22 protein-coding genes are annotated in these 19765 nt (G+C 69.9%); 10 read left to right on the top strand and 12 right to left on the bottom strand.

Annotated elements, in window-relative coordinates; translation table 11 throughout:
- The 5 genes from ACE3N6_RS08295 to ACE3N6_RS08275 form a co-directional block, all read left to right on the top strand.
- Window positions 1-1283 (top strand): DUF3426 domain-containing protein (locus tag ACE3N6_RS08295; RefSeq protein ID WP_374244711.1); only part of this gene is annotated, 1283 nt, incomplete at its 5' end.
- 42 nt (window positions 1284-1325) lie between these two features.
- Complete coding sequence (locus ACE3N6_RS08290; RefSeq protein ID WP_374244710.1) at window positions 1326-2261, top strand: carbohydrate kinase family protein; 936 nt, start codon at window positions 1326-1328, stop codon at window positions 2259-2261.
- 11 nt (window positions 2262-2272) lie between these two features.
- On the top strand, window positions 2273-2728 hold the full coding sequence (locus ACE3N6_RS08285; RefSeq protein WP_374244709.1) for a glycine zipper 2TM domain-containing protein: 456 nt from the start codon (window positions 2273-2275) through the stop codon (window positions 2726-2728).
- Between the two features lie 142 nt (window positions 2729-2870).
- The gene (locus ACE3N6_RS08280; RefSeq protein WP_374244708.1) at window positions 2871-3629 is read left to right on the top strand and encodes a GNAT family N-acetyltransferase; all 759 of its coding nucleotides are present in this window, start codon (window positions 2871-2873) and stop codon (window positions 3627-3629) included.
- Window positions 3630-3703: 74 nt separating this feature from the next.
- Window positions 3704-4384 carry a lysophospholipid acyltransferase family protein gene (locus ACE3N6_RS08275; protein ID WP_374244707.1) on the top strand — a complete coding sequence of 227 codons (681 nt, stop codon included), beginning with the start codon at window positions 3704-3706 and terminating at the stop codon, window positions 4382-4384.
- A gap of 66 nt (window positions 4385-4450) precedes the next feature.
- Here the strand turns inward: ACE3N6_RS08275 and ACE3N6_RS08270 are convergent, their stop codons facing one another.
- From ACE3N6_RS08270 to ACE3N6_RS08240, 7 genes are read right to left on the bottom strand one after another with little or no spacing between them, the layout of a single operon-like run.
- Window positions 4451-5284, bottom strand: a complete 834-nt coding sequence (locus ACE3N6_RS08270) for a symmetrical bis(5'-nucleosyl)-tetraphosphatase (RefSeq protein ID WP_374244706.1) — start codon at window positions 5282-5284, stop codon at window positions 4451-4453.
- 5 nt (window positions 5285-5289) lie between these two features.
- On the bottom strand, window positions 5290-7164 hold the full coding sequence (locus ACE3N6_RS08265; protein ID WP_374244705.1) for a polysaccharide biosynthesis protein: 1875 nt from the start codon (window positions 7162-7164) through the stop codon (window positions 5290-5292).
- Window positions 7161-8174 (bottom strand): glycosyltransferase family 4 protein, encoded by a 1014-nt coding sequence (locus ACE3N6_RS08260; RefSeq protein ID WP_374244704.1) that lies wholly within the window; start codon window positions 8172-8174, stop codon window positions 7161-7163. Before ACE3N6_RS08260 ends, ACE3N6_RS08265 begins: the two co-directional genes overlap by 4 nt.
- Complete coding sequence (locus ACE3N6_RS08255) at window positions 8164-9120, bottom strand: NAD-dependent epimerase/dehydratase family protein (RefSeq protein WP_374244703.1); 957 nt, start codon at window positions 9118-9120, stop codon at window positions 8164-8166. Before ACE3N6_RS08255 ends, ACE3N6_RS08260 begins: the two co-directional genes overlap by 11 nt.
- 5 nt (window positions 9121-9125) lie before the next feature.
- Window positions 9126-10007 (bottom strand): DNA ligase, encoded by an 882-nt coding sequence (locus ACE3N6_RS08250; RefSeq protein WP_374244702.1) that lies wholly within the window; start codon window positions 10005-10007, stop codon window positions 9126-9128.
- Entirely contained in the window at window positions 9998-10786 is a 789-nt protein-coding gene (locus tag ACE3N6_RS08245; protein ID WP_374244701.1) for a glycosyltransferase family 2 protein, read from the bottom strand. The genes ACE3N6_RS08250 and ACE3N6_RS08245 overlap by 10 nt, the downstream gene beginning before the upstream one ends.
- 55 nt (window positions 10787-10841) lie before the next feature.
- Window positions 10842-11849, bottom strand: a complete 1008-nt coding sequence (locus ACE3N6_RS08240) for an NAD-dependent epimerase (protein ID WP_374244700.1) — start codon at window positions 11847-11849, stop codon at window positions 10842-10844.
- 168 nt (window positions 11850-12017) lie between these two features.
- Between ACE3N6_RS08240 and waaA the strand changes: the two genes are divergently transcribed.
- Window positions 12018-13304, top strand: coding sequence for a lipid IV(A) 3-deoxy-D-manno-octulosonic acid transferase (waaA, locus tag ACE3N6_RS08235; RefSeq protein WP_374244699.1), 1287 nt, complete (start codon window positions 12018-12020; stop codon window positions 13302-13304).
- Window position 13305: 1 nt separating this feature from the next.
- Here waaA and ubiA read toward each other — a convergent pair whose 3' ends face one another.
- From ubiA to ACE3N6_RS08210, 5 genes are all read right to left on the bottom strand, one after another.
- Entirely contained in the window at window positions 13306-14193 is an 888-nt protein-coding gene (ubiA, locus tag ACE3N6_RS08230) for a 4-hydroxybenzoate octaprenyltransferase (RefSeq protein ID WP_374244698.1), read from the bottom strand.
- A complete protein-coding gene (locus tag ACE3N6_RS08225; RefSeq protein WP_374244697.1) occupies window positions 14190-14744 on the bottom strand; it encodes a chorismate lyase in 555 nt (184 codons plus the stop codon). Before ACE3N6_RS08225 ends, ubiA begins: the two co-directional genes overlap by 4 nt.
- 93 nt (window positions 14745-14837) lie before the next feature.
- On the bottom strand, window positions 14838-16856 hold the full coding sequence (gene recG, locus ACE3N6_RS08220) for an ATP-dependent DNA helicase RecG (protein ID WP_374244714.1): 2019 nt from the start codon (window positions 16854-16856) through the stop codon (window positions 14838-14840).
- A gap of 77 nt (window positions 16857-16933) precedes the next feature.
- Window positions 16934-17314: a RidA family protein gene (locus ACE3N6_RS08215; protein ID WP_374244696.1), complete on the bottom strand. Its 381-nt coding sequence runs from the start codon at window positions 17312-17314 to the stop codon at window positions 16934-16936.
- Window positions 17315-17438: 124 nt separating this feature from the next.
- Complete coding sequence (locus ACE3N6_RS08210; protein ID WP_374244715.1) at window positions 17439-17642, bottom strand: hypothetical protein; 204 nt, start codon at window positions 17640-17642, stop codon at window positions 17439-17441.
- On the opposite strand from ACE3N6_RS08210, the gene ACE3N6_RS08205 reads away from it, so the two are divergent.
- From ACE3N6_RS08205 to ACE3N6_RS08190, 4 genes are all read left to right on the top strand, one after another.
- The gene (locus tag ACE3N6_RS08205) at window positions 17568-17741 is read left to right on the top strand and encodes a phage virion morphogenesis protein (RefSeq protein WP_374244713.1); all 174 of its coding nucleotides are present in this window, start codon (window positions 17568-17570) and stop codon (window positions 17739-17741) included. The two genes, ACE3N6_RS08210 and ACE3N6_RS08205, sit on opposite strands and share 75 nt — an antisense overlap.
- A 337-nt stretch (window positions 17742-18078) precedes the next feature.
- Complete coding sequence (locus ACE3N6_RS08200) at window positions 18079-18414, top strand: DUF1778 domain-containing protein (protein ID WP_374244695.1); 336 nt, start codon at window positions 18079-18081, stop codon at window positions 18412-18414.
- Entirely contained in the window at window positions 18377-18871 is a 495-nt protein-coding gene (locus tag ACE3N6_RS08195) for a GNAT family N-acetyltransferase (RefSeq protein ID WP_374244694.1), read from the top strand. The genes ACE3N6_RS08200 and ACE3N6_RS08195 overlap by 38 nt, the downstream gene beginning before the upstream one ends.
- 349 nt (window positions 18872-19220) lie before the next feature.
- Window positions 19221-19526, top strand: a complete 306-nt coding sequence (locus tag ACE3N6_RS08190; protein WP_374244693.1) for a hypothetical protein — start codon at window positions 19221-19223, stop codon at window positions 19524-19526.
- Window positions 19527-19765 lie beyond the last annotated feature (239 nt).

The following is a 19765-nucleotide window of genomic DNA, read 5'->3' as shown; positions in this document are numbered from 1 at the left end:
CCCCCGCCGAGCCCGACACAGCCCCGCCGGCCCACGCCGACATCCCTGCCGACATCGCCGACACCCCGGCCACCCTCGACGCGCCAGGCGAGCCGGCCGAACCCGACGCGCCCGACGAACCCGCCCCCCCCGCTGCCGCCCCGCAGCCGGATGAACTCGACATCCCCGCCGACACCCCGCCGTCCACCACGACCGACGACGCCTGGCCCGACGCCCCGCTCACCGGCGACGACCCCCCGCCCGGCGCCCCCGTGGCCGGCGTCGGCAGGGGGGTCGTGGCCGGCAGCCGGCCCCCGGGAGCCCCGCCCGTCGCCCCCTTTGCCGACATCGACATCGATTTCGACACCGCCAGCCAGCCCCCGGAAGCCCCGCCCGTCACCGAGTTCGGCAGCACCGACGAGCGCGACGAACTCGACGACGCCGTCGGCCACGCCGAAGCCCCCGCCGTCGCCCCCTTCGAAACCCCGCCCTTCCAGACCGACTGGCCCTCCGCCGCCGATCTCGACCTGAAGGCCGCGCCCGCCGAGCCCGTCGACTTCGACGCCCTGCTCGTCAAGCAGGACGAAGACCCGACCCCGCCGGAAGCTCTCGCCGCCACGCCGGGCGACCAACCCTGGCCCGCCAGCGAAGAGCCCGCCGCCATGCTCGCCCAGGCCCAGGCCGAAGCCCCCCTCGCCCCCATCGAGATCGACACCGCCGCCGACGCCCCCAAGGTCGTCGCCGAAACCGTCAAGACCGTCGAATCCTACGAAGACGCCGACGACGAGCCGACCATCGAACCCGAGCCCGAACCCGCCCCGCCGCCGATGCTCCGGCAGGCCGCCTGGACCGCCGGCGCCACCCTCCTCAGCCTCGCCCTGCTCGCCCAGGGCGCGCTGGTGTTCCGCAGCGAGATCGTCCAGTCCTCCCCCCAGACCCGGCCGTTCATGGAAAGCCTGTGCGCCGCCCTCGGCTGCGAGCTGCCCCTGCCACGCAACGCCGCCGACATCGCCATCGAAAGCTCGGACATCCAGCCCGACGCCACCCGCGAAGCCTACTTCACCCTGCACGCCACCCTGCGCAACCGGGCCGACTATCCCCAGGCCTACCCGCACCTGGAGATCACCCTCACCGACGCCCGCGACAAGGCCCTGGTCCGCAAGGTGCTCGAGCCCGCCCAGTGGCTGCCCGCCGACGCCCCCAAGGATGCCTTCGCCGCCAAGCGCGAAGTTGCCACCCGGATCGGCTTCGAGGCCCCCGGCGTCGCCGCCGCCGGCTACCGCGTGTACGTCTTCTACCCCTGACCGCAGCCACCGGCACTCAACCGCCCAACCATCGCCCTAATCATGTCCACCCTGATCTGTGGTTCCATCGCCTACGACTCGATCATGGTTTTCCATGACCGCTTCCGTAATCACATCCTGCCCGAGCAGCTGCACATCCTGAACGTCTCCTTCTTCGTGCCCGAGATGCGGCGCGAGTTCGGCGGCTGTGCCGGCAACATCGCCTACAACCTCAAGCTGCTGGGCGGCGAGCCCCTCATCATGGCCACCGTCGGCGACGACGCCACGCCCTATCTGGCCCGCCTCGACGCCCTCGGCCTGCCGCGCACCCACGTCACCCAGGTGCCCGGCACCTTCACCGCCCAGGCCTTCATCACCACCGACCTCGACGACAACCAGATCACCGCCTTCCACCCCGGCGCGATGGTGCACGCCCACCTCAACACCGTCACTCAGGCCACCGGCGTGCGGCTTGGCATCGTCGCCCCCGACGGTCGCGACGGCATGCTCGAGCACTCGCGGCAGTTTGCCGAGGCCGGCATCCCCTTCATCTTCGATCCGGGCCAGGGCCTGCCCATGTTCAACGGCAGCGAACTCCTCGCCTGCCTGAAACTGGCCGACTACTGCACGGTCAACGACTACGAAGCGCGCCTGCTGTGCGAACGCACCGGCCGCTCGATCGAATCCCTGGCGGGCGAGGTGAAGGCCCTGATCGTCACCCGCGGCGGCGAAGGCTCCGAGATCCACGTGGGCGGCACCCGCATCGACATCCCCTGCGCCGCACCGGCCCGCGTCGAAGACCCCACCGGCTGCGGCGACGCCTACCGCGCCGGCCTGCTCTACGGCATCGACCGCGGCCTCGACTGGGACCAGACCGGGCGCCTCGCCTCGCTGATGGGCGCCATCAAGATAGCCAGCCGCGGCGGCCAGAACCACGCGCCCAGCCGCGACGAGATCGCCGAAGCCTATCGCAAGGCCTTCGGTTCAACCCTGTGGTGAAAGGAAGAACGATGCGAATCCTCAATCTGGGCCTGGCCCTGCTTACCGCCGTCACCCTCGCGGGCTGCGCCACCGGCCAGGGCGCCGGCGATTACCAGCGCGCCGAAACCCGCCGCGTGATGAGCGTGCGGATGGGCGTGATCGAAGGCGTGCGCGCCGTCAAGCTCGAAGGCACCAAGTCGCCTGTGGGCACCCTGGGCGGCGCCGCCGTCGGCGGCATCGCCGGCAGCTCGGTGGGCTCCGGCAAGGGCTCGGCCATCGGCGCGGTGGTCGGCGCGGTGGTCGGCGGCCTCGCCGGTGCGGCGGCCGAAGAAGGCATGACCCGCTCCCAGGGCGTCGAGATCACCCTCAAGATGGACAACGGCGAGATGCTCGCCGTCACCCAGGAAGACCAGGGCGAGAAGTTCCAGCCCGGCGAACGCGTCCGCCTGCTGCAGGACGGCCGCACCACCCGCGTCACCCGCTGACCCGGCCTTCCCCCCGATAGCGCGGGGCGCCCCCGGGGCGCCCTGCGTCTTCCGCGCGTCGTCACACGCCGGTAACCGCCCCTTCACCGCACCGCAACGCGCCCTTCCCACAATGCGCGGAAACCCCACGAGGATTTCCGCCATGCTGCACAAGCAACAACACGCTGCCCAACGCCCCGGTCGCAACCTGCACGTAGGCCTCGCCAGCAGCCCCACCGAAGTGCTCGAAGCCCAGAAGCTGCGCTACCGGGTGTTCGCCGACGAGATGGGCGCCCGCCTCTCCAGCCGCATCCCCGGCGTCGACCGCGACCTCTACGACCCGTTCTGCGAGCACCTGATCGTCCGCGACGAAGACGCCGGCCGCATCGTCGGCACCTACCGCATCCTGTCGCCCTCCGCCGCCCGAGAAGTGGGCAGCTACTACTCGGAAGACGAGTTCGACCTCACCCGTCTGCGCCACCTCAAGAGCCGCATGGTCGAGATCGGCCGCTCCTGCATCGACGCCGAATACCGCTCCGGCGCGGTAATCGCCCTGCTGTGGTCGGGGCTCGCCCGCTACATGCTCGAGAACAACTACGACTACCTCATCGGCTGCGCCTCGGTGAGCATGGCCGACGGCGGGCACATGGCGGCCAGCCTGTATAATCGGCTGAAGGAAGAACACCTCTGCCCCCTCGAATACCGCGTGTTCCCCCGCACCCCGCTGCCCCTCGCCGCCCTGCGCCAGGATCTCGACGCCGACACCCCGCCGCTCATCAAGGGCTACCTGCGGGCTGGCGCCTGGATCTGCGGCGAGCCGGCCTGGGACCCCGACTTCAACACGGCCGACCTGCCCGTCCTGCTGCCGGTCTCCCGGCTGGACGCCCGCTACGCCAAGCACTTCATGGGACGCAAGGACTGAAACCCGACCGCCCCGCGCCCTTCCTGCTGCGCCTTGCCCGCTATCTGACGCTCGCCGCCCACGTGCTGGCCGGCGTGACGCTCGCTGCCCTCGTCTTCCCCTTCCTTGGCCCGCTGCGCCGGCGCTGGCTCAAGCGCTGGTGGTCGGCGCGGCTGGTGCGCAGCCTCGGGGTCGAGCTGCAGATCCACGGCGGCGACGACGTGGCACCCGGCTGCCTGCTGGTGGCCAACCACGTCTCGTGGCTGGACATCTTCCTCATCAACGCCGCGTGGCCGGCGGCCTTCATCTCGAAGGCCGAAGTACGGCAGTGGCCGCTGTTCGGCTGGCTGGCGGCGAAGAGCGAGACCGTCTTCCTGCACCGGGGCAGCCGCGGCCACGCCAGGGTGGTCAATGGCGAGATCGCCACGCTGCTGGGCGAAGGGCAGTACGTGGCGCTGTTCCCCGAAGGCACCACCACCGACGGCCGCAGCCTGCACAACTTTCACGGCGCGCTGCTGCAGCCCGCCATCGACGCCGGCGCGCCGATCCAGCCGCTGGCCATCGCCTACCGCCTGCCCGACGGGCGCTTCACCCGCGCCCCGGCCTACGACGGCGACGTGAGCCTGGGCGAATGCCTGCGGGCCATCGTGGCGGAGCGCCACATCGTCGCCCGCATCGATGTGGCGCCGGCGCTCGACACCCGCGCCACGCCGGATCGCAAGGCCCTCGCCCACACCGCCCGGGCAGCGATCCTGGAACGCATCGAAAGCGCCTGAAGCCCGCCGGCCCGGCAGGCTTCAAGTCGGATCGACAGCAGGAAGGACGGGCCGGATCGGGCCCGCTCAGGACGGCTTGAGCTTGCCGTGGGTGAGGCCCGGGCAGGCCACCTGGAACACCTTGCGGTCTTCCAGCCGCACCGCGGTCAGCTCGCGCCCCCACAGGCAGCCGGAATCCAGGGCCAGCAGCCTGGGCTCGATGCGCAGGCCCAGGGCCGACCAGTGGCCGAACACCACCGTGGTGTCGGCGCTCTTGCGCCCCGGCACCTCGAACCACGGCACGAAGCCCTTCGGCGCCTTGGTGACCTCGCCCTTCACCTTGAAGTCCATCACCCCGTCGGGGGTGCAGAAGCGCATCCGCGTCATCGCGTTGACGATCACCCGGATGCGCTTGTAATCCCGCAGCCCGTCGTGCCAGGCGGCCGGCTCGCTGCCCCACATGTTGTGGAGCAGATCGCTGTGGTAGGGGCCGGCCAGCGCGCCTTCCACCTCCCGCGCCAGCGCCCGCGCCTGGGGCGCCGTCCATCCCGGCAGCAAGCCCGCGTGGACCATCGCGAAGCCGTCCTCCAGGTGCATCAGCGGGCGGGTGCGCAGCCAGCCCAGCAGGGCATCCCGATCCGGCGCGTCGAGCACCGCCTGGATGGTGTCGTCCTTGCCCCGGGCGCGCACCGAGCCGTAGGCCACCATCAGCAGGTACAGATCGTGGTTGCCCAGCACGGTGACCGCCGACGCCCCCAGATCGCGCACGAAGCGCAGGGTCTGGAGGGAATCCGGCCCCCGATTGACCAGATCGCCCACCAGCCACAGGCGATCCCGGGCGGGGTCGAAGTCGATCCGGTTGAGCAGTGCGGTGAGGGACGTGAAGCAGCCCTGGATGTCGCCGATCGCGTAAGTCGCCATGATGTTCAGGCCCGTCGGCCGGGCGTGTCGACCACCTGCAGCGCAGGTGGCGAGGGGGACGGAGTGTACTCGGGCACCCAGCGGCGCAGCTCCCGCCGAACCTCCAGCGCGCCCACCGGGCGGCGCTGGCGCAGCCACTGCAGGAGCACGTCGAGGGTGCCGGGTTCGACCGGCTGGGCGCGGGCAATGCGCAGCTTGGGGTGGTGGGTGGGGCGGGTCTCCTCGGCGTCGGCCAGCACCTCCTCGTAGAGCTTCTCGCCGGGCCGCAGGCCGGTGAACACCACCCGGACCTGCTCGGCGCTGCGCCCGGACAGGCGGATCATGTCCCGCGCCAGCTCGGCGATCTTCACCGGCTCACCCATGTCGAGCACGAAGATCTCGCCGCCCTTGCCCATCGAGCCCGCCTGCAGCACCAGTTGCGCGGCCTCGGGGATGGACATGAAGAAACGGGTGATCTCGGGGTGGGTCACCGTCACCGGGCCGCCCGCGGCGATCTGCTCCTGGAACTTGGGGATCACGCTGCCGGCGCTGCCCAGCACGTTGCCGAAGCGGACGATCTCGAACTGGGTCTTGCCCTCGGCCGACATGGCCTGGCAGACCTTCTCGGCGAGGCGCTTGGTGGCGCCCATCACGTTGGTCGGGTTCACCGCCTTGTCGGTGGACACCAGCACGAAGCGCGACACCCCGCAGGCCACCGCACTGCGCGCCACCTGCCAGGTGCCCAGCACGTTGTTGCGCACCGCCTGCCAGGCATTGTCGTCTTCCATCAGGGGCACGTGCTTGTAGGCCGCGGCGTGGAAGATCACGTGGGGGTGGTAGCGGCCCATCACCTCGTCCACCCGCACGGCGTCCTTCACGTCGCCGGCCAGCGCCACCAGCTGGATGTTGGGGAAGTGCGCCGCGAACTCCTCGCTCAGGCGGTACAGCGCAAACTCGCCGATGTCGAAGCACACCAGGATCGACGGCTCGTAGCGGGCGATCTGGCGGCACAGCTCGGTGCCGATGGAGCCGCCGGCCCCGGTCACCATCACCGACTTGCCGCGCAGGTACTCGCGCACCTCGGCGGTGTGGATGCGCACCGGGTCGCGCCCGAGCAGATCCTCCACATCCACGTCGCGCACTTCGCTCACCTTGACGCGCCCGGTCATCACGTCGTCGATGGCCGGCACGATCAGCGCCTTCACCCCGGCCCGCACACAGGCGCCGGCCACCTTGCGGCGCACCTCGTGGCGCTCGTTGGGCATGGCGATGATGGCGTGGCCCACCTTGTACTCGTCGGCGATGCGCTCCAGGTCGGCGATGCGCCCGAGCACCTTGCAGCCGTACACCTCGCGCCCCTGCTTGGCCTGGCTGTCGTCGAGCAGGCCCACGACCCGCCACTCGGCCGAGCGGGACAGCTCGCGCACCAGATTGACCGCCGCGTCGCCGGCGCCCAGCACCACCACCGGCTGGCCCAGCGCCCGCAGCCCGCCGTACAGCCGGGATTCCTTCCAGGTGCGGTAGAGCACCCGCGAGCCGCCCATGTACATCGCCAGCAGCAGCGGCTGGAGCAGGAACACCAGCCGCGGCACCTCGGGCGCCGCGCGCACCGCCACCACCACGAACAAGGGCGTCAGCAGGGTGGCCGCCGCCACCGCCCGGGCAATGCACACCAGATCGGGCAGGCTGGCGAAGATCCAGATGCTTCGATACAAACCGAAGGCCCGAAGGAGCAAAGCTTGTATCACAAGCACCACGAACAGGCCCTGGGTGAGCCCGGCGTGGAACTCCCGCGGGATGTCGAAGTTGAACCGCACGAGGTAGGCCAGCCACCAGGCCAGCGCCACGCCGACCACGTCGGACAGATAGACCAGCGAGGGGTGGAATCTTTTCTGAGTCAAGGCAAGGGCGCCTTGGCGGCCTCGAACCGGCGCCATGCGCGGTCGATCGCCCAACCGAGGACGAGGTAGATGAATGCCCACATTGTAATCATGGCGCACTGCAGCGAAAACCCTAGTGGCAAGCCTGCAACAGCCGTGCCGCCGACTGCCGCCATCAGGGCGTAGGCCGCCAGCGCCGTGCCCCGGTGGCCCAGCCCCATCTGCACCAGGCGCTGGTAGTAGTGGGTGCGGTGGGCCTGCCAGATCTTCTCGCCGCGCAGGGCCCGGCGCAGCAGGGTGACGGTCGCATCCATGACGAAGGGCGAGAACACCAGCAGCGGGAACCACAGCGGCCACGCGCCCGCCTCGCGCCCCGCCAGCCCCAGCGCGCCGGCCATGAAACCCAGCGGCACCGAGCCCGAGTCGCCCATGAAGATCCGCGCCGGGTGAAAGTTGAAGCACAGGAAGCCGGCCGCCGCCGCCGCGATGCCCGCGCAGGCCGCCGCCAGCGCCGGCTGCCCGGCCGCCAGCGCCACCCAGGCCAGACACGCGAAGCCGGCCAGGGCCATGCCACCAGCGAGGCCGTCGGCGCCGTCCATGAAGTTGTACAGGTTGGCCATCCACGTCAGCCCCAGCAGGCACAGCGCGGCGAAGGCCCAGCCCCCGGCCGGCGCCAGCAACGCCAGGAAGACCGCCGCGGCCAGCAGCTGGGCCACCAGCCGCCGCCGGGCCGACAGGCTGCGCCGGTCGTCCAGCAGCCCGACGACCGCCAGCGCCAGCCCGCCCCCCAGCGCCGCCACCAGCCCGCGCCCGGCGCCGGCGCCCAGCACCGCCACCAGCCCGCCGGCCAGCGCGCCCGCCATCACCCCCACCCCGCCGGTGCGCGGAATGGGCTTGACGTGCAGCGAACGCTCGTTGGGGTGATCGAGGAAGTGCAGCCACGACCCTGGCCGACAGCACAGCCAGGTGACCGCCCAGGCCACGCCAAAGGCGAGCAGCGGCGCCGCGAGCAACACCGCGTCAGCCGCCACGGCGCATCTCCCGCAGGCCGGCGGCCAGGTCCACCGTCGCCCGCCAGCCCAGCTCCCGCTCGATGCGGGCCGGCGAGTAGCAGGCCGACCCGAGCAGCCGATCCAGCGCCTCGCTGTCCAGGGGCACGCGTCGCCCGGCCACGGCGGCCCCGAGATCGCCCAGCCGGGCGGCGGCCACCAGCAGCCCGCGGGGCACCGCCCAGCCCACCGGCGCCAGCCCGGCCGCGGCCCGCAGCGCGTCGTAGAGCTGCCGCCCGGAATGGGTATCGGGATGGGCCACGATGTAGCGGCGCCCGGCCGCCCGCGGATCGCCCGCCACCGTCCGCATCGCCGCCACCGCGTCGCTCACGTGGACCATCGAGCGCCGGTTGCCGGTCTCGGGCAGCGGCGGAAACCACCCGCGCCGCACCAGCGCGGCCATCCGCTCCAGGTTGCCGCGCCCGCCGGCGCCATAAACCATCGCCAGCCGCAGGCACACCACGTGCATCCCGAAGCGCTCGCCGGCCGCCAGCAGGGCCTCCTCGGCGTCGCGCTTGGCCAGGCCGTAGGCAGAGGTGGGCGGCGCCGGCCAGGTTTCGTCCACGCAGGCCTCGCCCGGCTCGCCCATCGCCTTGACGCTGGAGAGGAACACCAGCCGCCGCACCCCGGCCCGGCCGGCGGCGTCGGCCAGGGCCCGGCTGCCCTCCAGATTGACCAGCCGGTGACGGGCCGCGTCGGCCTCGCTGCGGGCACCGAAGGCGTGGGCGTGGCCGGCGCAGTGGAAGACCGTGTCGATGCCCGCGCAGGCCGCCGCCAGGCTGGCCGGCTGGCACAGGTCGCCCTGGATCTCGCCCACCCCGGCGGGCGGGCGGCGGGTGAGCACCCGCACGTCCAGCCCGTCGGCGCGCAGGGCCGCCACGAGGCGCCCGCCGATGAAGCCGTGTCCGCCGGTAACGAGGATGCCCATGGCGATCAGAACGCCTCGCGCCGCCGCAGGTAGCTGGCGAAGCGCGGCACGCCGTCCTGGGTCAGATCGCGATACACGAAGGTGACGAGGCTGCCCACCGGCGGCGGGTTGCGCCGCTCGGCGTCGGTGAAGCCGGTGCCCAACTGGAAGCGCACGCCCTGGGCGGTCTCCACCAGCAGCGCGCCCATCAGGCCGGCGAGCCGCCCGCGGCCGGGCAGGTGGGCGATCACGGTGGCCTCGGCGTCGAGGAGCGGCTTGAGCTTGAGGAGGGCGTCGCTGCGGCCGGTGAGGTAAGGCGCGTCGGCCAGATGGAGCATCAGCCCCTCGCCGCCACCGGCGACGACTTCATCCAGCCGCGCCTGGAGCGCAGCCCGGTCGGCCACGCGGAACTGCTCGACGCAGGCCAGCCACGGCACCCCGGCCCGGGCCACGATGGCCTTGAGGCGGGCGATGCGCTCGGTGAAGGGGCCGGCGCCGCCGGGCTGCTCGAACACCATGAAGCGCACCCGGCGCCAGTCGTCGTCGCGGGGCTCGCGGCGGCGGACGATGCCGGACAACTCCTCGAAACGGCCGCGGCCGATCCACAGCTCGCCGTCCAGCGGCTCGGGCGGCAGGCCGGCGACGAACCAGGCCGGCGCATTCACCGCGCGGCCGCTGCGGAACCGCAGGCTGCGCCCGTCCCACACGGCGCGCACGCCGTCGAGCTTTTCGCTGACCCAGTAGCGGGTGAGGTCCACGTCGCCGCGCAGCACCTCGGCGAGGAGCAGCGGCGGCGCATCGGCCCCCGCCCACACCCGGGCCGGGCCGCCCAACGCCACCGCGAGGGCGGCACAGACCCCGCCGCGCAGACACCGGCGGCGGGTTTCGGACGCAATCTTCAGAACCATCTCCAGCCGTGCAATCGGAAGAACAGCGCGGCACCCTGCACGAAGAGGCGGATGTGATACAAGCCCTTCCTGGCCGCGTGACCGCCATGATGCACGACTTTGACCGCCGGCACGTAGGCGATCCGCGCCCCCCGGGCGGCGCGCAGGCTGAGGTCGTAGTCCTCGAAGTAGAGGAAGAAGCGGGCGTCGAAGCCCCCCAGGCGCCGCAACACCCCCGCGCGGAAGAACATGAAGGCGCCGCTCACCAGGGGTGGGTCCCACACCACGGCGTCGCCGATCACGTCCTGCATCTCGTAGCGGGCCATCCGCGCGGCGAAGCGGCGGCGCAGCCAGCCCGGCGCAAAGCCGCGCAGGAACAGGTCGAACACCGCCGGCACGCGCTTGCACAGGTATTGCACGCGGCCGTCCTCCCAGCGCACGGCGGGGGCGACCAGGCCGCACTCGGGGTGGGCGCGCAGGAAGGCCAGGGCCTCGACGAGGGCGTCGGGCGCCAGCTCGAGATCGGGGTTGAGGATCAGGTGAAAATCGCCGGCGCCGTCGAGGCTGAGGTTGTGCCCGCAGCCGAAGCCGACGTTGCCGTGCCCCCGGAGCACATGCACCTGCCAGTCGTCGGGCAGGCGCAGGCCGTCCAGCACGGCGTCGCTGCCGCCGTTGTCGATGAGGAAGAGATCGGGGACGACCCGAGCCGCCCGGCTCGCCGCGACCAGCGAATCCAGGGTGGCCCGAAGCTGCCCGGCGTCGGGCCGGTACAGCACGAGGCTGACGGTCAGGCGTTCCATCGACGCCCGTCACCGGAGATGGCGGGCGGCAGGACGCCGCCCCGCACGAAGGCGATCAAACCTTGTAGTAGCTCCGGTACCACTCGACGAAGCGGCCGATGCCCACCGGCACCGGGGTGGCCGGCACGAAGCCGGTCCAGGCGTTGAGGGCGTCGGTGTTGGCGTAGGTGGCCGGCACGTCGCCGTCCTGCAGCGGCATGAAGTTCTTCTCGGCCTTCTGGCCCACGGCGTCTTCGATGGCCTCGATGAAGCTCATCAGCTCGACCGGGTTGTTGTTGCCGATGTTGAACACGCGGAAGGGCGCGTTGCTGGTGCTGGGGTTGGGCGCGTCGGCGTTGTAGGTGGCGTCCGGCTCGGCGGTGTGGTCGAGGGTCTTGATGACGCCCTGGACGATGTCGTCCACGTAGGTGAAGTCGCGCTTCATCTTGCCGTGGTTGAACACGTCGATGGGACGGCCTTCGAGGATCGCCTTGGTGAACAGGAACAGGGCCATGTCCGGACGACCCCACGGGCCATACACGGTGAAGAAGCGCAGGCCGGTGGTGGGCAGGCCGAACAGGTGGCTGTAGGTGTGCGCCATCAGCTCGTTGGCCTTCTTGGTGGCGGCGTACATGCTCACCGGGTGGTCGACGCTGTCGCACTCGGCGAAGGGCATCTTGGTGTTGCCGCCATACACGCTGGAGCTGGAGGCGTACACAAGGTGCTGCACCTTGTTGTGGCGGCAGCCCTCGAGGATGTTCATGAAGCCCGAGATGTTGCTCTCGATGTAGGCGTGGGGATTGACCAGCGAGTAGCGCACGCCGGCCTGGGCGGCCAGGTGGATGACCTTGTCGAACTTCTCTTCGGCGAAGAGCTTCTCCATGCCTTCCCGGTCGGCCACGTCGAGCTTCACGAAGCGGAAGTTCTCGTGGGGGGTGAGGCGGGCGAGGCGATCCAGCTTGAGCTGGACGTCGTAGTAATCGTTGAGGTTGTCGAGGCCGACGACGGTGTCGCCGCGCGCCAGCAGGAGCAGGCTGGTGTGCGAGCCGATGAAGCCGGCAGCGCCGGTAACGAGAATTTTCATGGTCGTAGAGGACGATGCGGGTTGTGGGGCGGGCACGCCGAGGGGGCAGAACCGTCAGCTCGTCATTTTCGCACGGCACCATGACAGCGTAAATCGAAGACACAACTTGTGCCGTGGCATCTGCAACGCCCGGTATACTCCGCGACGATCGCACCGACACTCATCCCCTTGATCCATCGCAGCCTTTACACCGCCGTCTGGTATGTTGCCGCGCCGCTGGTTGCGCTGCGGCTGCTGTGGCGCGCCCGTCGGCAGCCGGAATACCTGCAGCACCTGGGCGAGCGCCTGGGCCGCTACCGCACGCTGCCGCCCGGCCCGGTGATCTGGCTGCACGCGGTGTCGGTGGGCGAGACCCGGGCCTGCGCGCCGCTGCTCCACGCCCTGCTCGACGCCCACCCGGATCACTCGGTGCTGCTCACCCACATGACGCCCACCGGCCGCGCCACCGCGGCCGAACTCTTCGGCAGCCTCGCCCCGCGGGTCCAGAGCGTCTATCTGCCCTACGACTTCCCGTGGGCGGTCGAGCGCTTCCTGCGGCACTTCCACCCGCGCCTGGGCATCCTGATGGAAACCGAGCTGTGGCCCAATCTCGTCGAGGCCTGCCGCCGGACCGGCACCCCGCTGGCGATGGTCAATGCCCGCCTGTCGGCCCGCTCGGCCAGGGGCTACGCGCGGGCCGGCGCGCTGGCGCGCAAGGCCTTCGCCCACCTGTCGGCCATCGGCGCCCAGACCGAAGCCGACGGCCAGCGCATGACCGATCTGGGCGCCCGCTACGTGATGGTCACCGGCAACATCAAGTTCGACATCGCCCCGCCGGCGCCGATGCTGGCCCTGGGTGCCAGCTTCCGCAACCGCTTCGGCCCCCAGCGCAAGGTGTTGCTGGCCGCCAGCACCCGCGAGGGCGAGGAAGGCCCGCTCGTCGAAGCCTTCGCCCGGCTGTGCCCGCCCGAGGTGCTGCTGGTGCTGGTGCCGCGCCACCCGCAGCGTTTCGACGAGGTGGCCAAGCTGGTCAAGCGCGCCGGCGTCAAGCTGCAGCGCCGCTCCCGGGACGAGCCGGTGATGGCCGACACGCGGGTGTGGCTGGGCGATTCGATGGGCGAGATGTACGCCTACTGCGCGGCGGCCGACGTGGCGATCATCGGCGGCGCCTGGGAGAAGCTCGGCGGGCAGAACCCCATCGAGGCCAGCACCGTGGGCTGCCCGGTGATCGTCGGGCCCCACACCTTCAACTTCAAGGCGGTGTGCGAGCAGGCCATCGAGGTGGGCGCCGCGGTGCGCGCCGACGACATCCAGGATGCCGTCGAGGAGGCCCTCGAGATCCTCGCCAACCCGCCCCGCCGCGCGGCCATGGGGCAGGCCGGGCGCAGCTTTGCCCAATCCCACCGGGGCGCCACCGGGCGCACCATGGACATGCTCACCCCGCTGCTGCGGGGCTCCCGGCCCCAGCGGCCGTAAGTCAGCCGCGCAGCAGGTAGTCCGCCACCCAGCCGGCGAAGATCGCCGCGCCCACCCAGTTGTTGTGCAGGAAGGCCCGGAAGCACTTGGGCCGGTCGCGCTCGCGGATCAGGGTGAAGTGGTAGCCCATCAGGCCCGCCGCCACCGCCAGCCCGGCAAAGAAGGCCGCCCCGGCGCCGGTGACCGCCCCCACCCAGCCCAGGATCGCCAGCGTGGCCGCGTAGCACAGCATCACCGCCGCCACGTCGAAGCGGCCGAAGGTGATCGCCGAGGTCTTGATGCCGATCTTCAGGTCGTCCGGCCGGTCCACCATCGCGTACTCGGTGTCGTAGGCCACCGCCCAGAACACGTTGGCCACCAGCATCGCCCACGCCACCAGCGGGATCTCGCCCTGCAGCGCCGCAAAGGCCATCGGAATGCCGAAGCCGAAGGCGATGCCCAGGTAGGCCTGCGGAATCGCCAGGAAACGCTTGGTGAAGGGGTAGCTGCCCGCCAGGAACACCGCCGGCACGCTCATCAGGATGGTCAGCAGGTTGAGGGGCAGCACCAGCAGGAAGGACACCCCCGCCAGCCCGGCTGCCAGCCACAGGGCCTCCTTCGGCGATACCCGCTTCGCCGCCAGCGGGCGGTGGCGGGTGCGCTCCACGTGGCCGTCGAAATCCTTGTCGGCGTAGTCGTTGATGACGCAGCCGGCCGAGCGCATCAGCACCGTGCCCAGCACGAAGATCGCCAGCACCGGCAAGGCCGGCCGGCCCTCCCCCGCCACCCACAGGGCCCACAGGGTAGGCCACAGTAGCAGCAGGATGCCGATGGGCTTGTCGAGGCGCATCAGCTTCTCGTATTCGGCGAGGCGCTCGCGCAGGGTGAGGGTGGGCATCGGCGAACTCATGGGGCCAGGCTCCGGATGGCGGGCAGGAAGATTTCGGTGACGAGCAGCGGCGCGCCATTGCGCCGGAAGGCCGAGCGACGCGCCCACAGGGCCGGCAGATCGGCACGGCCGGTGGCGCGGGCGGCGTGGTGCCAGCGGGAATCGCGGGCATCCAGGCGGGCCGCCTCCAGCGGCGAGCGGGCCACCCGCGGGTCGTCGAAGAGCACCGCCGCCAGCGGCCGCCCGCCCAGCCCGTGCAGCAGGTGCCAGTCGGCCGGGATGCCGGTGTCGGCCACCAGCGAGCGGGCGAACACCACCGGCGTGCCGTCGGCGATCAGCAACACCTCGCGCTGCCACAGCCGGCCGTGGCGATGCACGCCCAGGGCGGCCATCTCGTCCGGCAGCACCACGCCCTTACCCTGGCTCACCACCTGCAGCGAGAAGCGCCCGCAGCGGCTGCGGATGCGGGCGGTGAGGGAGCTGTCGTCGGTCAGCCAGCCGCGCATCTGCCGCGGCGCCTGCCAGGCAGCCATGCGGAAGGGGTCGCGGCCCGGAAAGTGGGCGAGGGTCATCGGTGTGCGGAGAAACGAAGATCGCCCGCGGACGGGCGGCGCAATTGTACGGCTTATGGCGGGGGCGGAGAACCGCAGGCAAGCCGGCGGGCGTCACGCCTTGAGCAGCGAGGCCCGGCCGCCGAACCAGCGGGCGGTGATCGAATCCGCCACCCGCGGCGCGTCGCGCAGCAGGGTTTCGGCCAGCTCGCGGGCGATGTCCACCAGCACCGCGTCTGCTTCGAGGTCGGCGTAGCGCAGCAGGGGCACGCCGCTCTGGCGGGCGCCGATGAACTCGCCGGGGCCGCGGATGCGCAGGTCTTCCCGGGCGATGATGAAGCCGTCGGTGTGCTCGAAGATCGCCTTCAGGCGCTCGCGCCCGGCCTGCGACAGCGGCTGGGCGTACAGCAGGATGCACACCGACTCATGCACGCCGCGCCCCACCCGCCCGCGCAGCTGGTGGAGCTGGGCGAGGCCGAAGCGCTCGGCGTGCTCGATCACCATCAGGCTGGCGTTGGGCACATCCACACCTACCTCGATCACCGTGGTGGCCACCAGCACCTGCACCTCGTTGGCGCCGAAGGCGGCCATGGTGGCGGATTTCTCGTCGTTCTTGAGGCGGCCATGCACCAGCCCCACCTTCAAGTCGGGCAGCGCGGCCTGGAGCATCTCGAAGGTTTCCTGGGCGGTCTTCAACTGCAGGGCTTCGGATTCCTCGATCAGCGGGCACACCCAGTAGGCCTGCCGGCCGGCCACGCAGGCGTCGTGCACGCGGCGGATCACCTCGTCGCGGCGCTGATCCGACACCAGCTTGGTGACGATGGGCGTGCGCCCCGGCGGCAGCTCGTCGAGCACCGACACGTCCAGGTCGGCGTAGTAGCTCATCGCCAGCGTGCGCGGGATGGGCGTGGCGGACATCATCAGCATGTGGGGCGATTCGCCGGCCTGCCCCTTCTCGCGCAAGGCCAGGCGCTGGCGTACGCCGAAGCGGTGCTGCTCATCCACCACCGCCAGGGCCAGGAGCGGCAGGGCCACCGGGTCTTCGATCAGCGCGTGGGTGCCCACCGCCAGCAGAATCTCGCCGGCAGCGAGGCGGGCCATCGTGGCCTCGCGCGCCTTCTTCTTGCGGCTACCCGAGAGCCACGCCACCTCCAGCCCGATGGGCGCGAGCCAGTCTGCCAGCTTGCGGTAGTGCTGCTCGGCGAGGATCTCGGTGGGCGCCATCAGCACCGCCTGACGGCCGTTTTCGGCGGCCAGCAGCATGGCCAGCGCCGCCACGCAGGTCTTGCCCGAGCCCACGTCGCCCTGCAGCAGGCGCTGCATGGGGTGGTCGGAGGCCAGATCGGCGGCGATCTCGGCAAAGGCGCGGCCCTGGGCGCCGGTGAGGGCAAAGGGCAGTTGTTCCAGCAGGCTGCGGGTGAGCGTGTCGTGGCCGGGCAGGCTGGGGGCGTTCTTGGCGCGACGGGCGGCGTAGGCGCGGCGCAGCGAAATCTGCTGGGCCAGCAGCTCGTCCAGCTTGATGCGCTGCCACGCCGGGTGGCCGCGGTCCTCGATGTCCAGAATCGCCATCGACGGCGGCGGCGCGTGGAGCGTGGCGAGCGCATCCGACAGGGTGGGCAGGTTGAGGCGACGACGCAGGGGCTCGGGCAGATCGTCGGAGAGCGGGTTGTGGCGCAGCGCGCCGCCGATGAGCTTGCGTAGCGCCGACTGGGCAAGGCCCGCGGTGGTCGGGTAGATCGGGGTGAGGCTGTCGGGCAGCGGCTCACCGGCAGCCACGGGTTTGATGCGCGGGTGGATCATCTCGGCGCCGAAGAAACCGTCGCGCAGCTCACCGAAGATGCGCAGCCGGCTGCCGGCCGCCAGCTGCTTCTGCTGGCTGGGGTAGAAGTGGACGAAGCGCAGCATCACCTCGCCGCTGGCGTCCGACGCCCGGGCCAGCAGCTGGCGCCGGGGCGGCGGGCTCACCTCGCAGGAGATCACCTCCACCTCGCACTGGGCCGGCACGCCGGGGCGCAGGTCGGCCAGCATCGTCAGGCGGGTCTCGTCCTCGTAGCGCAGCGGCAGATGCAGGATCAGATCGGCCGGGGCAAAGATGTCGAGCTTGGCCAGCCGCTCGGCCAGCTGCGGCCCCACGCCCGGCCAGCCGCGCACCGCCGCCTTTCTGGGCGGCGCGGCGGTGGCCGTGGCAGGCGCGGCGGTGTCGGGCAAGATCAGCCCAGCACGAGCACGGCGTCGGCCTCGACCAGCGCGCCGCGGGGCAGCTCCTTCACGCCCACCGCCGCGCGGGCCGGGAAGGGCTCGGCAAAGTAGCGGGCCATCACCTCATTCACCTTGGCAAAGTTGGCCAGATCGGTGAGGTAGATGTTGAGCTTGACCGCATCGGAGAGCGAACCGCCAGCGGCCTCGGCCACCGCCTTGAGGTTCTCGAACACGCGCACCGTCTGAGCCTCGAAGCCCTCGACCATCTGCATGGAAGCCGGGTCCAGGCCGATCTGGCCCGACATATAAACCGTGTCACCGGCCTTGACGGCCTGGGAGTAAGTGCCGATGGCGGCAGGGGCGTTGGGGGTGGCGATGATCGTCTTGGACATGGGAGAAAGCTCCGTGGGTTGGATGGGCGGAGTTTACCGGGAATGGGGGCTTCACCAGCAAGGGGGAGGTGGAGACAGGGCGGGTTGGCGCCGCATGAACCGAACACCGGCACGCTCCCCCACCCTACGCCGCCTCCTTAACGCCCTCTCCGATCACGAGCACCTCAGCCTCGCCGCCAAAAGCAAGATCCGCCAAGCCGTCTTCGCCCGCCTCCGCATCCGCGTCCGCGTCGCCACCGCCAACCTCGTCGAGATCGGCTTCTCCCCGCGCGAGGAACGCATCGCCCGCATCCACCACTACGGGCAGATGGATCAGGTCAGTCCGCACCTGAGGGTGAGGTATCCGATTCAGCAGGCGCTAGGGATTACGCCTTCGGACAGTGAAGTGCTCACCTCGGCCATCTATAGTCACCTTGCGAGGGAGTAGCGACTCATCCCCGTTCATGCGATAGATCCGGTGCCAAAGTGGCACCGCAGTTGACAGCATGGTGCCACTTTGGCACCATGCCACTGCCCATCAAGCCGTTCGTTGGGCAACGCATGAAGGATTCGAACTCGCTGACCTACTCGAACTCGCTGACCTACTCGAACTCGCTGACCTACTCGAACTCGCTGACCTACTCGAACTCGCTGACCTACTCGAACTCGCTGACCTACTCGAACTCGCTGACCTACTCGAACTCGCTGACCTACTCGAACTCACTGACCTACTCGAACTCACTGACCTACTCGAACTCGATACTCATATCTCTAGGAATACCTTCATGGCTAACACCAAGGTGCGCGAAACGTCTCCCGAAAACCGGGGCCGGATTACCGCCCGAGTGCCTCAATCTCTTGTAGAAACACTGGATCTGGCCGCAAGCATGGTCGGCTCCACCGTCAGTCAGTTCGTCGCGCAGGCAGCACTGGAAAAAGCGGAAAGAATCATCGAGAACGAGCGAGTCATCAGAATGTCGGCACAATCAGCCGCCTGGTTTTTCGACCTCATCGACAATCCACCGCCTCCTACCCCTACGCTGGCGAACGCTATGAAGCGTTACAACGCTAGAAAGGCAAGCAGTGAAGGCTCAAATTCAACGTTTGAGTTCGGAGCATGACCGGACCAAGTTCGATTGCGGCGAGGCCGCTCTCAACCTCTGGCTGGCCGAGCAGTCGCTCCAGCAACAAAAAAGAAGGCAGTCGAGAACCTTCGTATTTGTCGACGTAGCAAATCCAGAAGTCATTCTGGCTTACTACACATTGACAATCAGCGAAGTGGACGGAGCTTCCTACCCGTCGCGCAGGTCTCAACCGCGCCGCCTGCCAGTTATCCGTCTCGGACGTCTGGCGGTGAGCAAGGAACTGCAACAGCAAGGGATGGGGGAATTCTTGCTGATGAACGCCATCGAGCGAGCGAACGAAATCTCCAACAACGGAGGTGGAGTTGCCCTCGCCGTGGATGCAAAGAATGACCAAGCTGCGGCGTTCTACCAACGCTACGGCTTCGAGTCAGCCCCCGATGACCCGCTGCTGCTATTTCTTCCCCTCGGGGATCATCTCAGTACGGCGACCTGAGTAAGCGAAGTCAAACGAAAAGCCGGTCGGTGGATCATCCACCGGCCGGCTTTTGTGCGTTTAACGATGCTGCATTCAACGTTGACGTACGCACTTCCGACACCGATACTCTCAGCTCGCTAAGACAAAAGCACACAGGTTTGGCGACCTGGATTTCAGCAGGCGGACAGCCGCCCCGCGGCTTTTTTTGCGTCCGCACGCGCCTGCGCGCGTCCTTTTCAATGGGCGGCCCAGGTGGGGAGACCTTCGGGTCTGCCGGTCCCTGCTGCCGGTTCGCCAACCCCACTTGGTGCCGCCCACCCCGTTTGGCGACGGGAAGCGGCTCTCTCAATTCAGCAGGAGCCCGATCATGTCCCACAAGCCCGCCGACGGCCGCCGGCCGCTCATCATCAACCGCCCGGCCCAAACCTTCGGGCCCGTCCGTCTCCAGCACCTCGACCGCGTCATCCACGTCTGGACCCCGCCCGAAATCCTCCAGGCCGATCCCCTCTTCAGCCACTTCTACACCGGCCGCCGTCGCCACAAAGGCGGCGCCGCCAGCAAAGAAGCCATCTGCAAAGACGGCATCGTCCACCTCTCCATCCACGCCCTCACCGCCGCCCGCGCCGACGCCCCCTTCCAGGCCTTCCTCGCCCAGCTGCTGGCCGACCAATAAGGGGCATCGCCATGTCGAAAATCGCATCGAGCAATTCGGCTTCCAGGAAGACACCGACTACATTGTTCACAAATTTGTGAACAATCCCGGCCAAAAGGTAACCGCCGCGCCCAGCGCGGCTTTCGAGGACGATGCGGCCCCCGCAGGCCGCCCCAGCCTCGACAGCTACACGACGAACAGCAGGATCACCGGCACGGGCGTCGAGTGCTGGGTGCCCGAGATCGCCAGTTCCTGAATCA

The sequence above is a fragment of the Zoogloea sp. genome (genome assembly GCF_041904905.1).
Lineage (GTDB): Bacteria > Pseudomonadota > Gammaproteobacteria > Burkholderiales > Rhodocyclaceae > Zoogloea.
Note: the sequence above shows the minus strand (reverse complement) of the source record. Positions and strands in the feature narration are given on the sequence as shown.

What these genes read in the sequence shown, in the direction of transcription:
- ACE3N6_RS08290 (WP_374244710.1), top strand. Translation starts at nt 1,326, where the DNA reads ATGTCCACCCTGATCTGTGGTTCCATCGCCTACGACTCGATCATGGTT.
- ACE3N6_RS08285 (WP_374244709.1), top strand. Translation starts at nt 2,273, where the DNA reads ATGCGAATCCTCAATCTGGGCCTGGCCCTGCTTACCGCCGTCACCCTC.
- ACE3N6_RS08280 (WP_374244708.1), top strand. Translation starts at nt 2,871, where the DNA reads ATGCTGCACAAGCAACAACACGCTGCCCAACGCCCCGGTCGCAACCTG.
- ACE3N6_RS08270 (WP_374244706.1), bottom strand. Translation starts at nt 5,284, where the DNA reads ATGGCGACTTACGCGATCGGCGACATCCAGGGCTGCTTCACGTCCCTC.
- ACE3N6_RS08255 (WP_374244703.1), bottom strand. Translation starts at nt 9,120, where the DNA reads ATGGGCATCCTCGTTACCGGCGGACACGGCTTCATCGGCGGGCGCCTC.
- ACE3N6_RS08250 (WP_374244702.1), bottom strand. Translation starts at nt 10,007, where the DNA reads ATGGTTCTGAAGATTGCGTCCGAAACCCGCCGCCGGTGTCTGCGCGGC.
- ACE3N6_RS08245 (WP_374244701.1), bottom strand. Translation starts at nt 10,786, where the DNA reads ATGGAACGCCTGACCGTCAGCCTCGTGCTGTACCGGCCCGACGCCGGG.
- ACE3N6_RS08240 (WP_374244700.1), bottom strand. Translation starts at nt 11,849, where the DNA reads ATGAAAATTCTCGTTACCGGCGCTGCCGGCTTCATCGGCTCGCACACC.
- ubiA (WP_374244698.1), bottom strand. Translation starts at nt 14,193, where the DNA reads ATGAGTTCGCCGATGCCCACCCTCACCCTGCGCGAGCGCCTCGCCGAA.
- ACE3N6_RS08225 (WP_374244697.1), bottom strand. Translation starts at nt 14,744, where the DNA reads ATGACCCTCGCCCACTTTCCGGGCCGCGACCCCTTCCGCATGGCTGCC.
- ACE3N6_RS08215 (WP_374244696.1), bottom strand. Translation starts at nt 17,314, where the DNA reads ATGTCCAAGACGATCATCGCCACCCCCAACGCCCCTGCCGCCATCGGC.
- ACE3N6_RS08200 (WP_374244695.1), top strand. Translation starts at nt 18,079, where the DNA reads ATGGCTAACACCAAGGTGCGCGAAACGTCTCCCGAAAACCGGGGCCGG.
- ACE3N6_RS08190 (WP_374244693.1), top strand. Translation starts at nt 19,221, where the DNA reads ATGTCCCACAAGCCCGCCGACGGCCGCCGGCCGCTCATCATCAACCGC.